This is a genomic window from Mycobacterium talmoniae (assembly GCF_001854525.1).
In the GTDB taxonomy this organism is placed as follows: domain Bacteria; phylum Actinomycetota; class Actinomycetes; order Mycobacteriales; family Mycobacteriaceae; genus Mycobacterium; species Mycobacterium talmoniae.
The window spans coordinates 6,250-20,793 of the sequence record NZ_MLQM01000090.1 but is presented as its reverse complement, the minus strand read 5'-3'; the positions used below and the strand labels follow the sequence as shown (position 1 = coordinate 20,793).

The following is a 14,544-nucleotide window of genomic DNA, read 5'->3' as shown; positions in this document are numbered from 1 at the left end:
CCAGGGCGGGGAACCGGGGGAAACCCCGCCGTGAGCGCACGTTCGGCGGGGCGGGTCAGGCGCCGTAGACCGGGACCGCGGGCCGCGCCTTGGCCAGCAGGTCGGTCACGACCGGGCCCAGCTCGGCGGGATCCCAGCGCGCCCCCTTGTCGATCTGCGGGCCGTGCGCCCAGCCCTCGGCGACCCGGATCTTGCCGCCCTCGACCTCGAACACCTTGCCGGTCACCTCGCGCGACGCCGCGCTGCCCAGCCACACCACCAGCGGGGACACATTCTCCGGCGCCATCGCGTCGAACGCGTCGTCTTGGGTGGCCATCATCTCGGCGAACACGGTCTCGGTCATCCGGGTGCGCGCCGACGGCGCGATCGCGTTGACCGTCACCCCGTAGCGGCCCAGCTCGGCGGCGGCGACCAGGGTCAGCCCGGCGATGCCGGCCTTGGCGGCGCTGTAGTTGCCCTGCCCGACGCTGCCCTGCAGACCGGCGCCGGAGCTGGTGTTAATGATCCGGGCATCAACGGTTTTGCCTTCCTTGGCCAGCCCCCGCCAATACGACGCGGCGTGCCGCATGGTGGCGAAGTGCCCCTTGAGGTGCACGGCGATGACGGCATCGAACTCGGCCTCGCTGGTGTTGGCCAGCATCCGGTCCCGCACGATGCCGGCGTTGTTGACCAGCACATCCAGCCCGCCGAACCGGTCGACCGCGGTCTGGATCAGCGCGGCCGCCTCCTGCCAGTCGGCGACGTTGGAGCCGTTGGCCACCGCTTCCCCGCCGGCCGCGACGATCTCGTCGACCACACCCTGCGCGGCGCTGCCGCCGCCCGCCGGCGAGCCGTCCAGGCCGACGCCGATGTCGTTGACCACCACCCGGGCGCCTTCGGCGGCGAAGGCCAGCGCGTGCGCCCGCCCGATTCCGCCGCCGGCTCCGGTGACGATGACCACCCGGCCGTCGAGAAGTCCCATGCCCTGTTCTCCTTACTTGTTGGCGCTGGATGCTTCCAAATACGGTGGCGGCTCCCCGCCGCCGTGCACTTCGAGGCTGGCGCCGCTGATGTAGGACGCCGCATCAGAAGTCAAAAACGCGGTCGCCCAACCGATATCGGCGGGGGTGGCCAGCCGGCCCAATGGCACGGTGGCGGCCACCGCGGCGATCGACTCGGCGTCGCCGTAGAACAATTCGGACTGTTCGGTCTCGACCATGCCGACCACGATGGTGTTCACCCGCACCTTGGGTGCCCATTCCACCGCCAGGGTGGCGGTCAGGTTCTCCACCCCGGCCTTGGCCGCGCCGTAGGCGGCCGTGCCCGGGGTGGGTCGGCGGCCGCTGACGCTGCAGATGTTGATGATCGCGCCGCCACCCGGCTGGGTCTGCATTGCCGCGTTGGCGTGCTGGGACACCTGCAGCGGACCCAGCAGGTTCAGCTCGATGATCTTGCGGGAAAAGTTGGCCGACGCCTCGGCGGCCGGCACGTACGGCGAGCCGCCGGCGTTGTTCACCACCGCGTCGAGTTTTCCGTGGCGGGCCACCACCTCCTCGATCAGCGCCTTGACCGCGTCGTCGTCGCGCACATCGCAGGAATGGAACTCATACGGCGAGCCCTCCACCGGGCGCCGCGCGCAGGTCACCACCGTCGCGCCCTGCGCGGCGAACACCGCGCTGATCCCGGCGCCGACGCCGCGGACGCCCCCGGTCACCAGGACCACTTTGCCGGCCAAGCCGAGGTTGATCGCGTCCGTCACTGTGCTAGCGTACCAAGCAAGTGCTTGCTCAGGTAATTGCGGCCAGGAAGTGACAGATAACCCCATGCCAATCACGTCCACCACCAGCGAACCGGGCATCGTCGCGGTCACCGTCGACTTCCCCCCGGTCAACGCCATCCCCTCGCGCGGTTGGTTCGACCTCGCCGAGATCATCACCGCCGCCGGCAACGACCCGACCACCCACGTGGTGATCCTGCGGGCCGAGGGCCGCGGCTTCAACGCCGGCGTCGACATCAAGGAGATGCAGCGCACCGAGGGGTTCACCGCCCTGATCGACGCCAACCGCGGCTGCTTCGCGGCGTTCCGCGCGGTCTACGAGTGCGCGGTGCCGGTGGTGGCCGCGGTCAACGGCTTCTGCGTGGGCGGCGGCATCGGGCTGATTGGGAACGCCGACGTCATCGTGGCCTCCGACGACGCCACCTTCGGGCTGCCCGAGGTGGAGCGCGGCGCGCTGGGGGCGGCCACCCACCTGTCCCGGCTGGTGCCCCAGCACCTGATGCGCCGGCTGTTCTTCACCGCCGCCACCGTCGACGCCGCCACCCTGCACCACTTCGGCTCGGTGCACGAGGTGGTGCCGCGGTCCGAGCTGGACGAGGCCGCGCTGCGGGTGGCCCGCGACATCGCCGCCAAGGACACCCGGGTGATCCGGGCGGCCAAGGAGGCGCTGAACCTCATCGACGTGCAGAAGGTCAACTCCAGTTACCGCATGGAGCAAGGCTTTACCTTCGAACTCAATCTGGCCGGGGTGGCCGACGAGCACCGCGACGCGTTCGCCGGCACCGACAAGGGGAAGAACGCGTGAGCGCTACGACGATGCAGAGCGCAGCGATGAGGAGGAGTAGCGCCGTATGACAAGCGACAAACGGACGACGCTTGACGAGGCGGTCGGGCAGCTCGAAGACGGCATGACCATCGGGATCGGCGGCTGGGGATCGCGGCGCAAACCGATGGCGTTCGTGCGGGCCATGCTGCGCACCGACGTCAAGGACCTCACCGTGGTGACCTACGGCGGCCCGGACCTGGGGCTGCTGTGTTCGGCCGGCAAGGTGGCCAAGGTCTACTACGGCTTCGTGTCGCTGGATTCCCCGCCGTTCTACGACCCGTGGTTCGCCAAAAAGCGCACCAGCGGCGAGATCGTGGCCCGCGAGATGGACGAGGGCATGCTGCGCTGCGGGCTGCAGGCCGCCGCCCAGCGGCTGCCGTTCCTGCCGATTCGGGCCGGGCTGGGCAGCTCGGTGCCCGACTTCTTCGACGGCGAGCTGGCCACCGTCACCAGCCCCTACCCGGCGCCCGGCGGCGGCCACGAGACCCTGATCGCCATGCCGGCGCTGCGCCTGGACGCCGCCTTCGTGCATATGAACCTCGGTGACGCCCAGGGCAATGCCGCCTACACCGGCGTCGACCCGTACTTCGACGACCTGTTCTTGATGGCCGCCGAGCGGCGCTACCTGTCGGTGGAGCAGGTGGTGGCCACCGAAGAGCTGGTCAAAGCGGTGCCGCACCAGGCCCTGTTGGTGAACCGGATGATGGTCGACGCGGTGGTGGAAGCCCCGAACGGCGCGCACTTCACCACGGCGGCACCCGATTACGGCCGCGACGAGAAGTTCCAGCGGCACTATGCCGAAGCGGCCAAGGCCGACGACACCTGGGCGCAGTTCGTGGCGACCTACCTGTCCGGTAGCGAAGAGGACTACCAGGCGGCGGTCCGGGAATTCGGGGAGAAGGCATGATGGACAACGTCACTCGCGCCGAGGTGTGCGCGGTCGCCTGCGCCGAGCTGTTCCGGGACGCCGGCGAGATCATGGTCTCACCCATGACCACCGTCGTGTCGATCGGTGCCCGACTGGCCCGGTTGACGTTCTCCCCCGACATCCTGCTCACCGACGGCGAGGCGCTGCTGCTGGCCGACACCCCCGCGCTGGGCGCGGCCGGGGCGATCGAGGGCTGGATGCCGTTCGGCCGGGTCTTCGAAACCCTGGCCTGGGGCCGCCGGCACGTGGTGATGGGCGCCAACCAGGTCGACCGCTACGGCAACCAGAACATCTCGGCGTTCGGGCCGCTGCAGCAGCCGAGCCGGCAGATGTTCGGCGTCCGCGGCGCCCCCGGCAACACCATCAACCACGCCACCAGCTACTTCGTCGGCAACCACTCCCGGCGGGTGTTCTGCGAGGCCGTCGACGTGGTCTCCGGGATCGGCTACGACAAGGTGGCGGCCGACAATCCGGCGTTCCGGTTCGTCAACGTGCACCGGGTGGTGTCCAACCTGGGCGTGTTCGACTTCGGCGGCCCGGACCGGCAGATGCGCGCGGTGTCGCTGCACCCGGGGGTGTCCGCCAAGGAGGTGGCCGACGCCACCTCGTTCGAGGTGCACGGGCTGGCCGACGCCGCGCCGACCCGGCTGCCCAGCGTCGAGGAATTGCGGCTGATCCGCGAGGTGATCGACCCGAAAGCGTTGCGCGATAAAGAGGTAAGGGCGTCGTGACCCGGTTACGCACCCCGCTGACCGACCTGGTCGGCATCGAGCATCCGGTGGTGCAGACCGGGATGGGGTGGGTGGCCGGTGCCCGGCTGGTGTCGGCGACCGCCAATGCCGGCGGGCTGGGCATCCTGGCGTCGGCCACCATGACCCTCGACGAGCTGGCCACCGCGATCGGCAAGGTGAAATCCGCCACCGACAAACCCTTCGGGGTCAACATCCGCGCCGACGCCACCGACGCCGGTGACCGGGTCGAGCTGATGATCCGCGAGGGCGTGAAGGTGGCGTCGTTCGCGCTGGCGCCCAAGCCGGAGCTGATCGCGCGGCTCAAAGACGCCAGCGCGGTGGTGATCCCGTCGGTCGGCGCGGCCAAGCACGCCCGCAAGGTGGCGTCCTGGGGCGCCGACGCGGTGATCGTGCAGGGCGGCGAAGGCGGTGGGCACACCGGCCCGGTGGCCACCACGCTGCTGTTGCCGTCGGTGCTGGACGCGGTCGCCGACACCGGGATGCCGGTGATCGCGGCCGGCGGGTTCTTCGACGGCCGGGGGCTGGCCGCCGCGTTGAGCTACGGCGCCGCCGGGGTGGCGATGGGCACCCGGTTCCTGCTGACCTCGGACTCGACGGTGCCCGACGCGGTCAAACAGCGCTACCTGGCCGCCGGCCTGGACGGCACCGTGGTGTCCACCCGGGTCGACGGCATGCCGCATCGGGTGCTGCGCACCGAGCTGGTGGAGAAGCTGGAAAGCGGCTCGCGGGCGCGGGGTTTCACCGCCGCGATCCGTAACGCCGCCAAGTTCAAGAAGATGTCCCAGATGACCTGGCCGACGATGATCCGCGACGGGCTGGCGATGCGGCACGGCAAGGAACTCACCTGGTCGCAGGTGCTGATGGCGGCCAACACCCCGATGCTGCTCAAGGCCGGCCTGGTCGAGGGCAACACCGAGGCCGGGGTGCTGGCCTCCGGGCAGGTGGCCGGCATTCTGCAGGATCTACCGTCGTGCGCGCAGCTGATCGAGGGCATCGTCCGCGAGGCGATCGAGCACCTGCAGTCCGCGGCGGCGTTCGTCCAGTAGGCCCCGAGCCGGAATCTCACGACGCGACACGCCGTGCCGGCGTCGGGAGATTCCCACTCGCGGCCCGGCCGGGCCAGCCAGCCGCGTACATCGCGTCCTCCACCCGGCCGACAAAGGTGGCCTCCCGGTAGCGCAACAGGTCCGCGCTGACCCGGATGATCACCCAGCCCAGCGCGGCCAGCGCCACCTGCCGGTCAATGTCGCGTTGCCGCTGCTTCGGGTCAGTCCAATGCTGCGGGCCGTCGTACTCAATCCCGACCTTCAATTCCCGGTACCCCATGTCTACCCGGGCCACGAATCCGCCGTATTGATCTCGAACCACAATCTGGGTCTCCGGCTTGGGCAGCCCGGCGTCGATCAACACCAGCCGGGTGCGGGTCTCCTGCGGGGACTCCGCACCGCCGTCCACCAGCGGCAGGATCCGGCGCAACCGGTTCAGCCCTCGCGCCCCGCGATGTGCGGCGATGACGGCCTCGACGTCGGCGATCCCGACGCCGGTGGCGTTGGCCAGCGCGTCCAGCCGCTGCAGGCGGACCAGTCGCGCCCGGGTGCGCCGTCCGATGTCGAAGGCGGTGCGGGCCGGGCCGGTGACCGCAATCCCGTCGACGGTGATCACCTCGCCCGGCTTCAAGGTGTCGTTGTGCACGACAAGCTTCGGCGGCACCTTGTGGTTGTCGTGCGCCAGTTCGGCGTCGAGCGCACCGCTCACCCACTTCGCGCCGAGTAGCGCCGCCGCCGAGTTGCCGGCGACCACGCCCCGGCGCCGCGACCACAGCCACGCCGCCCGCGCCCGCTGCCGCGCGCTCAGCGTGATGCCCCACGGCGCGTAGACACCCGGATACACCGGTTCGTACAGCGTCCGCATCGCCCGCTCGGGAATCGCCTTCGCGGCCAACGCCTCGGCCCCCAAGAACGGCCAGTCGGGTTCGGCCATGCGGCAAGGCTGCCGCAGCGTGCCTCGTCCCGCCAGTCACCCGGTGAGGGGGAATCTGACGACGCGACACGCGGTGGCGGCGTCGTCAGATTCCCACTCGGCGCGCGAGGTTAGGTCTGCACGACCATCAGGGTGTGCCCGGTGGGGTCGCGGAACCAGAACATCGGCGGAACCGGCTCGCCCGGGCGCATCACCTGCGCGTCGACGTCGACACCGAGTTCCTTCATCGCCGCGTGGGTGGCGTCGATGTCGCTGGTGGTCAACGTGATACCGGTGACGGCGGGCTGCACCGGCCCGCCCTGCGGCGGCGGTGGCGCCAGCGCGATGCCGGTCGTGCCCTCGGGCGGGTAGACCTCGATCCAGCGGTAGCCGCCACCGAACGGCTGATCGGTCCGCTTCTCGAACCCGAGCGATTCGTAGAAGGCGACCGCCTTGTCCTGCTCGGGGGTCGGCACGCACACCAGGCTGATCGTGGTCAGGCCGGTCGTCGGGGTGGTCATCGGATACCTCCTGGGTTGGGGTTAGGACACCGAGATCTCGGCGTCGCGGTCGGTGCCGTAGGCGCGGGCGATATCTTGCGAGCTCGCCCAACGGCTGTAGGTCGGATGCTGCGGCCAGCCGTCCGGTGAGTCCTGCCAGACCTCTTGGCGCCCGTAGGGCAGGACGTCGATCAACGCGAACATGTGGCTGAGCTGTTCGGCCCCGCGCGCGTTGGTGTGCCAGGTGCGATACACCTGATCGTTGTGGCGCAGAAAGACATTCACGGCGAACTGCCCACCCGCCGGGGCGCCGACGTCGGCGCCGAACGGACTGTTCGCGGTGGAGTACCAGGTCATCTGATTGCCGACGCGGCGCTTGTAGGCCACGGCCTCATCGATCGGGCCCTGGGTGACGACGACGAACCGGGCGTCGTAGTTGTCCAGGAACTCCAGCCGGGTGAACTGCGCGGTGAACCCGGTGCAGCCCGGACACTGCCACTGCTCACCCGGGAACCACATGTGGTGGTAGACGATGAGCTGGGACTTGCCCGCGAACACGTCGACCAAGCGCACCGGCCCGGTCTCACCGTCCAGCACATAGTCTCCCATCGCGACCATCGGCAGCCGGCGTCGTTGCGCGGCGATCGCGTCGAGCTCGCGGGTGGCCGCCTTCTCCCGGACCCGCAGCGCATCCAATTCCCGCTGCCAGGTGTCCCGATCCACGATCGGCGGCAATGCCGGGTCCGTCATGATGTCCCTCCTGGTGTTCACGCCGTCAACATTGATAATGTGGACACCGTACACTTTCTCCCGAGGGGGCTGTCAAGAGGTGACCGACACGAAGACCTATCACCACGGGGACCTGCACACCGCCCTCATCGACGCCGGCCTGGAGCTCACCCGGGCCGGCGGTCCCGACGCGCTGACCATTCGGGAAGCGACCCGGCGGGCCGGGGTGTCCCCCAACGCCGCCTACCGTCACTTCGCCGACCGGGAGGCGCTGGTGACCGCCGTCGCGACGGCCATCCAGCATCGGATGGCGGCGCGGATGCACGGTGCGCCGCGGCGCCGCGGCTCGGCTGCGGCGCAGGCGCACGACCGGCTGCGCGCGGTCGGTCTGGGCTACATCCAGTTCGCGCTGGACGAGCCGGGCTGGTTCAGTGTGGCGTTTTTCGGCTCCGGTCTGGCCGCGGTCCCCGACGAGCCCGCCGGCGCGCCGCCATACCGCGCGTTGGTCGAGGCGCTCGACGCGATGGTCGACGCGGGTGTGCTGACCGCCCGTCAGCGCGACGGCGCTGAGTGGCCCTGCTGGGCGGCGGTGCACGGCTTCGCCGAACTGGTGCTGCACGGACCGCTGCGCGGCGTGCGTCGCCGCGAGGTGGAGTCGCTGGCTCAGCGCACGGTCGACGACATCATTGCCGGGCTGTCCCGCTGAAACGTGCGGCTGGCCCGCGAGCGATCAGCACGGCTCAGCTGAGCACCGCCGCACCGAACCACTCGCACAGCAGCAGCGCCACCTCCACGTCGAGCCGGTCGTCGCTGATCGGCCGGCCGTGGCGCTCCACCGCGCGCTGCACCCGATACTTCACCGAGTTGTGGTGCAGGTGCAGTTCCTCGGCCGCGGCGGTGTAACTGGAACCATTGCGCAGGAAGACCCGCAGCGTTTCGCGCAGCCGCTCATCGCCGTCGGTGGCGGCGGCCAACGGCCCCAACACCTCGGCCACCAACGCCGACGCGGCCGCGACGTTATTGCCCAGCAGCGCCGCCACCGCCAAGCCGGGGTCGCTGGCGGCGGTCATCCGCCGGGCCGCGGATCCGGCGGCGATGGCCACGGCCCGGGCGTCTTGCGCCTGCTGATGCGAACGGCGGAACCCCGCCACCCCCGGCAGCGGATTACCCGCGGCGACCCAGGGGGCGTCGGTGGATTTCTCGATGGCGGCCCGCAGCCGGGCCATCGCGGTCGGCGCAGCGCTGCCAGACAGCGGAATCCACCCCCAGCCGGTAACCCGATCGACCGGGACAAACAGCGAAAGATCGCGGGCGCCAAGGCATTCGCCGAGCTTCTGCACGAAGCGTTCCAGCGATACCGGCTCGCCGCGCTCATAGGATTGCGGGCACCAGACCACCACCGCCAGGTGGTGGCGTTGCAGCGGGTAGCGCAGCGCGGTCGTCATCGCGTCGGCGTCGACGTCGCCACCGGCCAGCAGCTCCCGCACCTGCAAGACGCGCATATTGTTGCGGTTGGCCAGCCACCGGTCCCGTTCGTCCTGATAGCTCGCCACCACCTGCTGGGAGATCTGGTCGATGTATTCGAACGAGACCCCCTCCATCAGGTCGTAGACGGCGAGCCCCAGTGCCGGGTCCAGCTCGGCGGCACGGATCTCGTCGATGACGATGCGCAGCGTCGCCCGGTGGCCCAGCCGGTACGCCCGCGTCAACGCATTGACCGACACCTCGCGCTGCGCCAGGCGGCGGGCGTATTCCAGCGCGGGGGTCGGCGGCTCGAGGTGCTTGACCGGGATGCCATGGCGGATCGAGGAGAAGAACGCCTCGACGCTGGCGGCCGCGGTGTCGGTCAGCAGCTGCAGCAGTTGCGCATCACCGCGCAGCTCGGAGATCTCGGAGACCACCAACTGCTGGATGTCGGCGGTGATGTCGGCGAGCTTGTCGTAGAGCCGACCGACGACCGTGGCCGCGGCCTCGGCAACCACCGCCTCGTCCGTTCCCCCGGTGTCCGCCATGAGCAGACCGTAGTTCCGGACCGCGGTTTTGTCTCCGGAAGACACGATCCGCGCCCGTCCGGCCCCGGTGAGCGTGCGCGGAAACGGGATTTCACCCGGCGTGTTGACCGGGGACACGCACGCTCGCGGCAGGACCTATAGGCGCTCGATGATGGTGACGTTGGCGGTGCCGCCGCCCTCGCACATGGTCTGCAGGCCGTAGCGCCCGCCGGTGCGCTCCAACGTGTTGAGCATGGTGGCGAACAGCTTGGCGCCGGTGGCGCCCAGCGGGTGTCCCAGCGCGATGGCGCCGCCGCTGGGGTTGACCTTGGCCGGGTCGGCCTTGATCTCCTTGAGCCAGGCCATCACCACCGGGGCGAAGGCCTCGTTGATCTCGACGGTGTCGATGTCGTCGATGGACAGCCCGGTCTTGTCCAGCGCGTACCGGGTCGCCGGGATCGGGCCGGTCAGCATGAACACCGGGTCGGCGCCGCGGGCGCTGATGTGGTGGATGCGGGCCCGCGGGGTCAGCTTGTGCTCGGCGACCGCCCGCTCGGAGGCCAGCAGCACCGCCGACGCGCCGTCGGAGATCTGGCTGGCCATCGCGGCGGTCAACCGGCCGCCGTCGATCAGCGTCTTGAGCCCGGCCATCTTCTCCAGCGAGGACTCACGCGGGCCCTCGTCCACCCGGAACGGCCCGGATTCGGTGTCCACGGTGATGACTTCGTTGTCGAAGTGGCCGCCGCGGATCGCCGCGAACGCCCGCTCGTGGCTGGTCAGCGCGTACCGCTCCATCTCTTCGCGGGACAGGTTCCACTTCTCCGCGATCAGCTCCGAGCCGCGGAACTGCGAGATCTCCTGGTCGCCGTAGCGGTGCAGCCACTGCTTGGACTCGTTGGTCGGCGAGGTGAAGCCGAACTGCTCGCCGACCGTCATCGCCGACGAGATCGGGACCTGGCTCATGTTCTGCATGCCGCCGGCCACAATCAGGTCCGCGGTGCCCGACATGATCGCCTGCGCGCCAAAGGAAATCGCCTGCTGGCTGGAGCCGCACTGCCGGTCCACGGTGACGCCGGGGACGTCTTCGGGATAGCCGGCGGCCAGCCAGGACAGCCGGGCGATGTTGCCGGCCTGCCCGCCGATGGCGTCCACGCAGCCGGCGATCACGTCGTCCACGGCGGCCGGGTCGACGTCGACCCGGTCCAGCAATCCGCGCCACGCCAGGGCGCCCAGGTCGACCGGGTGCACCCCGGCCAGCGACCCGCCCCGTTTGCCGACCGCGGTGCGCACCGCGTCGATGACGTAGGCCTGGGAGATTTCCGCCATGTCAGACTCCTTCTGTTCTGGCCGCCGGGGCGGTGATGCCGCCCAGGACGATGTCGAGATAGTGGCGGCCGACCTGTTCGGCGCTCAGCGGCCCGCCGGGCTGATACCAGCGCACCGACACCCAGGTGGTGTCGCGGATGAAGCGGTAGACCAAATCGACGTCGAGGTCGGGCCGAAAGCAGCCCTCGGCGACGCCTTGGCGCAGCACCTCGACCCACATCTTGCGCTGCTCCTTGTTGCGCTCGTCGACGTAGCCGAACCGCGGTTGTGCCGCCAACCGCTTGGCCTCGTCCTGGTAGATCACCACCTGCGCGTGCCGGTGCTCGATCGCCTCAAACGACGCCATGAACAGGCCCTTGAGCCGCTCCAGCGGGTTGGGTTGGCTGGCCACGATCTCCTGGTAGCGGGTGAACAGCCAGTCCAGGAAGCCGCGCAGCACCTCGTCGACCATCTCCTCCTTGGAGGAGAAGTGGTGATACAGGCTGCCGGACAAGATGCCGGCGCTGTCGGCGATGTCGCGCACCGTGGTGGCACGCAAACCGCGTTCGGCGAACATCTCGGCGGCCAGCTCCAGCAGTTCGTCGCGCCGGCTGTTCGCGTGACTGGCCTCTCGGTCCACCCCGCCAGGGTATCAACCAAGCGCTTGCTCGGGCTAGGGCAGGGTGGTGCTCGGCGAGTCGTGCGGCGATAACGGGTTACAGCGCGCCGTAGCTGGCGGTGACCCAGCGCAGCGGGTCGGCGCAGCGGAACGGGGCGATACCGCGCGGGTTGAGCCGATTACCGACCGGCGGCTGACCCAGCGCGGACACCACGAAGTACCGGTACGGCAGCAGCACCCCCGACGACGGGTTCTCCACCGCCGCCACGATCGAGCCGCCGTGCAGGCGCAGCAGCAGGCTGCGCACCTCCTCGTGCAGCAGCCGCCCGTCCATCTCGTCGTACTGGCGCGCCGAGGAGCTGTCCCGCATGAACGCCGCCCCCGGATTGGACATCACGTGGCTCCAGGCGGACCCCTCGACCTCGGTGAGCACCCGCAACGCGTCGAACTTCGACAGGATCACCGCCAGCCGGGGCCGGCCCGCCCCCACCGCCAGCAGCAGGTTGCTCAACACCGAGCGCGGGTCCCCGCCGCTCCACGACTGCGGCGGCAGCAGATCGTGCAGCTGGTCGCGGATCACCTGCACCCGCAGCGGGTCGAACATGAAAAACACCGCATCGGCCTGGCCGAAGAACCGGAAGTGGGTGGCGTGCAGGTTGCCCGACTCCAGATCCTCCCCGGCCACATCCCGCAGCACCACGTAGCGGCGCACACCCTGCCAGGCGCCGATCGAAAAGACCAGCGGCTCACGCTGATACGACGCCTGGGTGTGCGCCGCCGGTGTCGGCGGAATCAGCCCGCGCTGCACGAACAACGGCCGCTCATAGTTATTGGCGTAGGCGGTCGCCGTGGCCGGGGTCGCCGGCTCCATCGACACCCCCAGCTGCTCGCACAGCAGCTCGAGCTGTTTGATCAGCACCGCGATGTACAGGCTTTTGCCGGTGGCCCGGGCCCCGGCCATCGCAATGCAGATGGCCTGGCCCTGCCGCCACCCGTTGGGCAGCATGAAATGGCACACCGGGCAGATCTCCACCACCGGCGCATTCAGCGCCCGCCCGGCGTACTCCGCGGCCGGCGGCATCGGTCCGGCATAGCCGGGCGGGCGGTTGATCACGTGGATCGGCCCACTTTGCACCTCGGCGCCGAAGTACGCCGAGCCGACCGAATCGCGGTAGCGGGGCGCCGACACCTGCGGCGGCACGGTCCAGGCCGAGGTGTTGTCGTCGAGGATCGAGAAGCATCTCGGGCATTTCGTGATCAACGCGGCGGCCTCATTTCAGCACCGGCAGCAGCGCGGCGGCCAATTCGTCGACCAGCGCCGGGTTGGCGGCCAGGTGCCGTTCGGCGGGGGTACCCGCCGGGGGCGGACCCAGCAGCGGGCCCGCGGCCCGCAGCCGTTGGTCCGCCGAGATCCGCAGCGCTGGAAACGGCTGCTGGGTCAACAGTTTCACCGAATCGGTGAGCAGCAGGGTGCGTTCGTTGGGCGGCAGCGCCGACCACCGCGCCCCCGCCGACCACCGCACCGGCGCCCGGGCCACCGCCTGGGCCAGGTCCGCGACCGGGGCCTGCACCGGGGTGCAGCGCGCCCCCACCAGCGTCGCCGTCACCTGCTGGACGCCCACCACGTCGGCGACCCCGACCACCACATCGACCGCGGCGCCCACGCTGCCGTCGCCAAACGCCCACCGCATCGACGCCGAGGTGTCCACCGCAATCGACAAGGCACCGCCGCGGGACTGGCGCCGGTTGCCGGTGGCGCGCCGCGCCGCGGTGCGGGCCATGCTGGCCAGCGGGCTCAACGGCACATCGGCCACCGCCCGCACCATCACCTCCACGCGGGGGCCCCGCGGCCGCAGCAGGGCGAGTTCGATCGCGCCGGCGCCGGACACGTTGACCGGATCGAACCCGACCTGCACCGGGTCGACCTCCCCCGGGGAATCCGGCCCGATCGCCAGGTGCACGACGTTGTCGTGCCCAAAGGTGGCCGCCCCCACCGGTTCCACCCCGACGGTCACCGTCTCGGTGAACGCCGGCACGATCACGGTGTGCGCGTCGACCCGCACCACATTCTGACCGGGCGACGCCTCCACGTAGAGGGCGGCGCCGCTGACCGATCCGCTGATCGTGATCGACACCGGCTGGTTGGGGATCTCCACGCTGGGGGTGCGGGACCCGAGTAGATAAAAGGGCATCATCGGCTCCGATGCGTCCGGGAGGTGCGCACGCCGTTGGCGTCGACCTGCCATTCCGACAACAGCTTGGTCGCGGTCTTACGCAGCCGCCGCAGGTCACCGTCGGAGCCGGCCCCGGTCAGCTGCGCCATCTTGTCCACCACCCCGTCCAGGCCGGCGGCCTCACGCAGCGCGGCCTGCCGAGCGGCCAGCGGCTGCAGCACCCGGCGGGCCCCGGACGCACCGTCGGCGCTCACCAGCGCGGCGGCGATCAGCGCGTCGACGTCCACCGCCCCCGAGGACACCAACGACTCCAGGTGATAGCTCATCTCGGCGGCCAGGTTCGGGTCGGTGAGCAGCGCGGCGCACGATTCGGGTTCCGGCGCGCCGATCACCACGCCCAGCGCGGCGAGCACCACGAAGCGGACCGCGAAATCGTGGTGCACCCCGGTCGGGCCCAGCTCCGCGAGCAGCGCATCCCAGTAGGGGGTGTAGGCCCGGTAGTGGGACTGCAGGTAGCCGGTGGTGATCCATTCGCCGGGTTCGTAGACCCGGACCGCGGCGCAGGCCACCGCGGTGTCGTCGGTGTTGGCGCCCAGCACCCGGTCGGCCAGCGCGCGCAGCTCGGCCGAGTCGGCGGCACCGACCAGCGTGTCCGCGCTGAGCCGCGCCGGCAGCGGCCCGTCGCCGGTGGCGACCAGCAACTCGGCGGGATCCCACGGGCCGCCGCCGAAGACGTACTCGCATTGGGGCAGCGGGACGTCGTGCATCCGCAACCACCACAGCGCCAGGTAGCGGTCCTGCGGCTGGGGCGCTCCGGACTCCGCGGCCAGCAACCCACGCAGCGCGGCCGCGGTCCACACCGGGTCCCCCGGGTGGGCCCTGCTCAGCTGGTCGGCGGTCGGCGCGCCGACGTCCTCGGCCAGCCACTTCAGCAGTGGCGGGGCCCGCCGGGCGTGGTGGGTGGCGCCCTTGGGGCGGGGCGCGGCGGGCGCCAGCGACCGGGGG

At 70.6% G+C, this 14,544-nt stretch carries 15 protein-coding genes and 1 pseudogene; 5 read left to right on the top strand and 11 right to left on the bottom strand.

What is annotated here, in order from left to right:
- Window positions 1-55: 55 nt before the first annotated feature.
- Together BKN37_RS16145 and BKN37_RS16140 are read right to left on the bottom strand one after the other, a co-directional pair.
- Complete coding sequence (locus tag BKN37_RS16145; RefSeq protein ID WP_071027626.1) at window positions 56-961, bottom strand: SDR family oxidoreductase; 906 nt, start codon at window positions 959-961, stop codon at window positions 56-58.
- A 12-nt stretch (window positions 962-973) separates the two neighbouring features.
- A complete protein-coding gene (locus BKN37_RS16140) occupies window positions 974-1,738 on the bottom strand; it encodes an SDR family oxidoreductase (RefSeq protein WP_242657274.1) in 765 nt (254 codons plus the stop codon).
- A 64-nt stretch (window positions 1,739-1,802) separates the two neighbouring features.
- Here BKN37_RS16140 and echA20 point away from each other — a divergent pair, with 64 nt between their 5' ends.
- From echA20 to ipdC, 4 genes are read left to right on the top strand one after another with little or no spacing between them, the layout of a single operon-like run.
- The gene (gene echA20 / locus BKN37_RS16135) at window positions 1,803-2,561 is read left to right on the top strand and encodes a (7aS)-7a-methyl-1,5-dioxo-2,3,5,6,7,7a-hexahydro-1H-indene-carboxyl-CoA hydrolase (RefSeq protein WP_071027624.1); all 759 of its coding nucleotides are present in this window, start codon (window positions 1,803-1,805) and stop codon (window positions 2,559-2,561) included.
- A gap of 46 nt (window positions 2,562-2,607) precedes the next feature.
- The gene (gene ipdA / locus BKN37_RS16130; RefSeq protein WP_071027622.1) at window positions 2,608-3,489 is read left to right on the top strand and encodes a cholesterol ring-cleaving hydrolase subunit IpdA; all 882 of its coding nucleotides are present in this window, start codon (window positions 2,608-2,610) and stop codon (window positions 3,487-3,489) included.
- Window positions 3,489-4,241: a cholesterol ring-cleaving hydrolase subunit IpdB gene (ipdB, locus tag BKN37_RS16125; protein ID WP_071027620.1), complete on the top strand. Its 753-nt coding sequence runs from the start codon at window positions 3,489-3,491 to the stop codon at window positions 4,239-4,241. The genes ipdA and ipdB overlap by 1 nt, the downstream gene beginning before the upstream one ends.
- Entirely contained in the window at window positions 4,238-5,308 is a 1,071-nt protein-coding gene (gene ipdC, locus BKN37_RS16120; protein ID WP_071027617.1) for a (3aS,4S,5R,7aS)-5-hydroxy-7a-methyl-1-oxo-octahydro-1H-indene-4-carboxyl-CoA dehydrogenase, read from the top strand. The genes ipdB and ipdC overlap by 4 nt, the downstream gene beginning before the upstream one ends.
- A 16-nt stretch (window positions 5,309-5,324) precedes the next feature.
- Here the strand turns inward: ipdC and BKN37_RS16115 are convergent, their stop codons facing one another.
- From BKN37_RS16115 to BKN37_RS16105, 3 genes are all read right to left on the bottom strand, one after another.
- Window positions 5,325-6,242 (bottom strand): DUF559 domain-containing protein, encoded by a 918-nt coding sequence (locus tag BKN37_RS16115; protein ID WP_071027615.1) that lies wholly within the window; start codon window positions 6,240-6,242, stop codon window positions 5,325-5,327.
- 110 nt (window positions 6,243-6,352) lie between these two features.
- Window positions 6,353-6,742 carry a VOC family protein gene (locus tag BKN37_RS16110; protein WP_071027613.1) on the bottom strand — a complete coding sequence of 130 codons (390 nt, stop codon included), beginning with the start codon at window positions 6,740-6,742 and terminating at the stop codon, window positions 6,353-6,355.
- A gap of 21 nt (window positions 6,743-6,763) precedes the next feature.
- Complete coding sequence (locus tag BKN37_RS16105; protein ID WP_071027611.1) at window positions 6,764-7,471, bottom strand: DUF899 domain-containing protein; 708 nt, start codon at window positions 7,469-7,471, stop codon at window positions 6,764-6,766.
- A gap of 79 nt (window positions 7,472-7,550) precedes the next feature.
- Here BKN37_RS16105 and BKN37_RS16100 point away from each other — a divergent pair, with 79 nt between their 5' ends.
- A complete protein-coding gene (locus tag BKN37_RS16100) occupies window positions 7,551-8,156 on the top strand; it encodes a TetR/AcrR family transcriptional regulator (protein ID WP_242657273.1) in 606 nt (201 codons plus the stop codon).
- Window positions 8,157-8,190: 34 nt separating this feature from the next.
- On the opposite strand, the gene BKN37_RS16095 is transcribed toward BKN37_RS16100, so the two are convergent.
- The 6 genes and pseudogenes from BKN37_RS16095 to BKN37_RS27885 all read right to left on the bottom strand — a co-directional run.
- On the bottom strand, window positions 8,191-9,462 hold the full coding sequence (locus BKN37_RS16095; RefSeq protein ID WP_071027635.1) for a PucR family transcriptional regulator: 1,272 nt from the start codon (window positions 9,460-9,462) through the stop codon (window positions 8,191-8,193).
- A gap of 135 nt (window positions 9,463-9,597) precedes the next feature.
- Window positions 9,598-10,758 (bottom strand): steroid 3-ketoacyl-CoA thiolase FadA6, encoded by a 1,161-nt coding sequence (fadA6, locus tag BKN37_RS16090; protein ID WP_071027633.1) that lies wholly within the window; start codon window positions 10,756-10,758, stop codon window positions 9,598-9,600.
- Between the two features lie 10 nt (window positions 10,759-10,768).
- A complete protein-coding gene (gene kstR2 / locus BKN37_RS16085) occupies window positions 10,769-11,386 on the bottom strand; it encodes a TetR family transcriptional regulator KstR2 (protein WP_083341841.1) in 618 nt (205 codons plus the stop codon).
- 76 nt (window positions 11,387-11,462) lie between these two features.
- Window positions 11,463-12,623 carry a hypothetical protein gene (locus BKN37_RS16080; protein WP_071027628.1) on the bottom strand — a complete coding sequence of 387 codons (1,161 nt, stop codon included), beginning with the start codon at window positions 12,621-12,623 and terminating at the stop codon, window positions 11,463-11,465.
- A 13-nt stretch (window positions 12,624-12,636) separates the two neighbouring features.
- Window positions 12,637-13,557 (bottom strand): hypothetical protein, encoded by a 921-nt coding sequence (locus BKN37_RS16075; protein ID WP_071027607.1) that lies wholly within the window; start codon window positions 13,555-13,557, stop codon window positions 12,637-12,639.
- Window positions 13,557-14,544: pseudogene (locus BKN37_RS27885) on the bottom strand (hypothetical protein); the annotation flags it as partial. The pseudogene BKN37_RS27885 and the gene BKN37_RS16075, both read right to left, overlap by 1 nt.

Coding starts and splice junctions, on each gene's coding strand:
- BKN37_RS16145 (WP_071027626.1), bottom strand. CDS start 961: ATGGGACTTCTCGACGGCCGGGTGGTCATCGTCACCGGAGCCGGCGGC.
- echA20 (WP_071027624.1), top strand. CDS start 1,803: ATGCCAATCACGTCCACCACCAGCGAACCGGGCATCGTCGCGGTCACC.
- ipdA (WP_071027622.1), top strand. CDS start 2,608: ATGACAAGCGACAAACGGACGACGCTTGACGAGGCGGTCGGGCAGCTC.
- ipdB (WP_071027620.1), top strand. CDS start 3,489: ATGGACAACGTCACTCGCGCCGAGGTGTGCGCGGTCGCCTGCGCCGAG.
- BKN37_RS16115 (WP_071027615.1), bottom strand. CDS start 6,242: ATGGCCGAACCCGACTGGCCGTTCTTGGGGGCCGAGGCGTTGGCCGCG.
- BKN37_RS16110 (WP_071027613.1), bottom strand. CDS start 6,742: ATGACCACCCCGACGACCGGCCTGACCACGATCAGCCTGGTGTGCGTG.
- BKN37_RS16105 (WP_071027611.1), bottom strand. CDS start 7,471: ATGACGGACCCGGCATTGCCGCCGATCGTGGATCGGGACACCTGGCAG.
- BKN37_RS16095 (WP_071027635.1), bottom strand. CDS start 9,462: ATGGCGGACACCGGGGGAACGGACGAGGCGGTGGTTGCCGAGGCCGCG.
- BKN37_RS16075 (WP_071027607.1), bottom strand. CDS start 13,557: ATGCCCTTTTATCTACTCGGGTCCCGCACCCCCAGCGTGGAGATCCCC.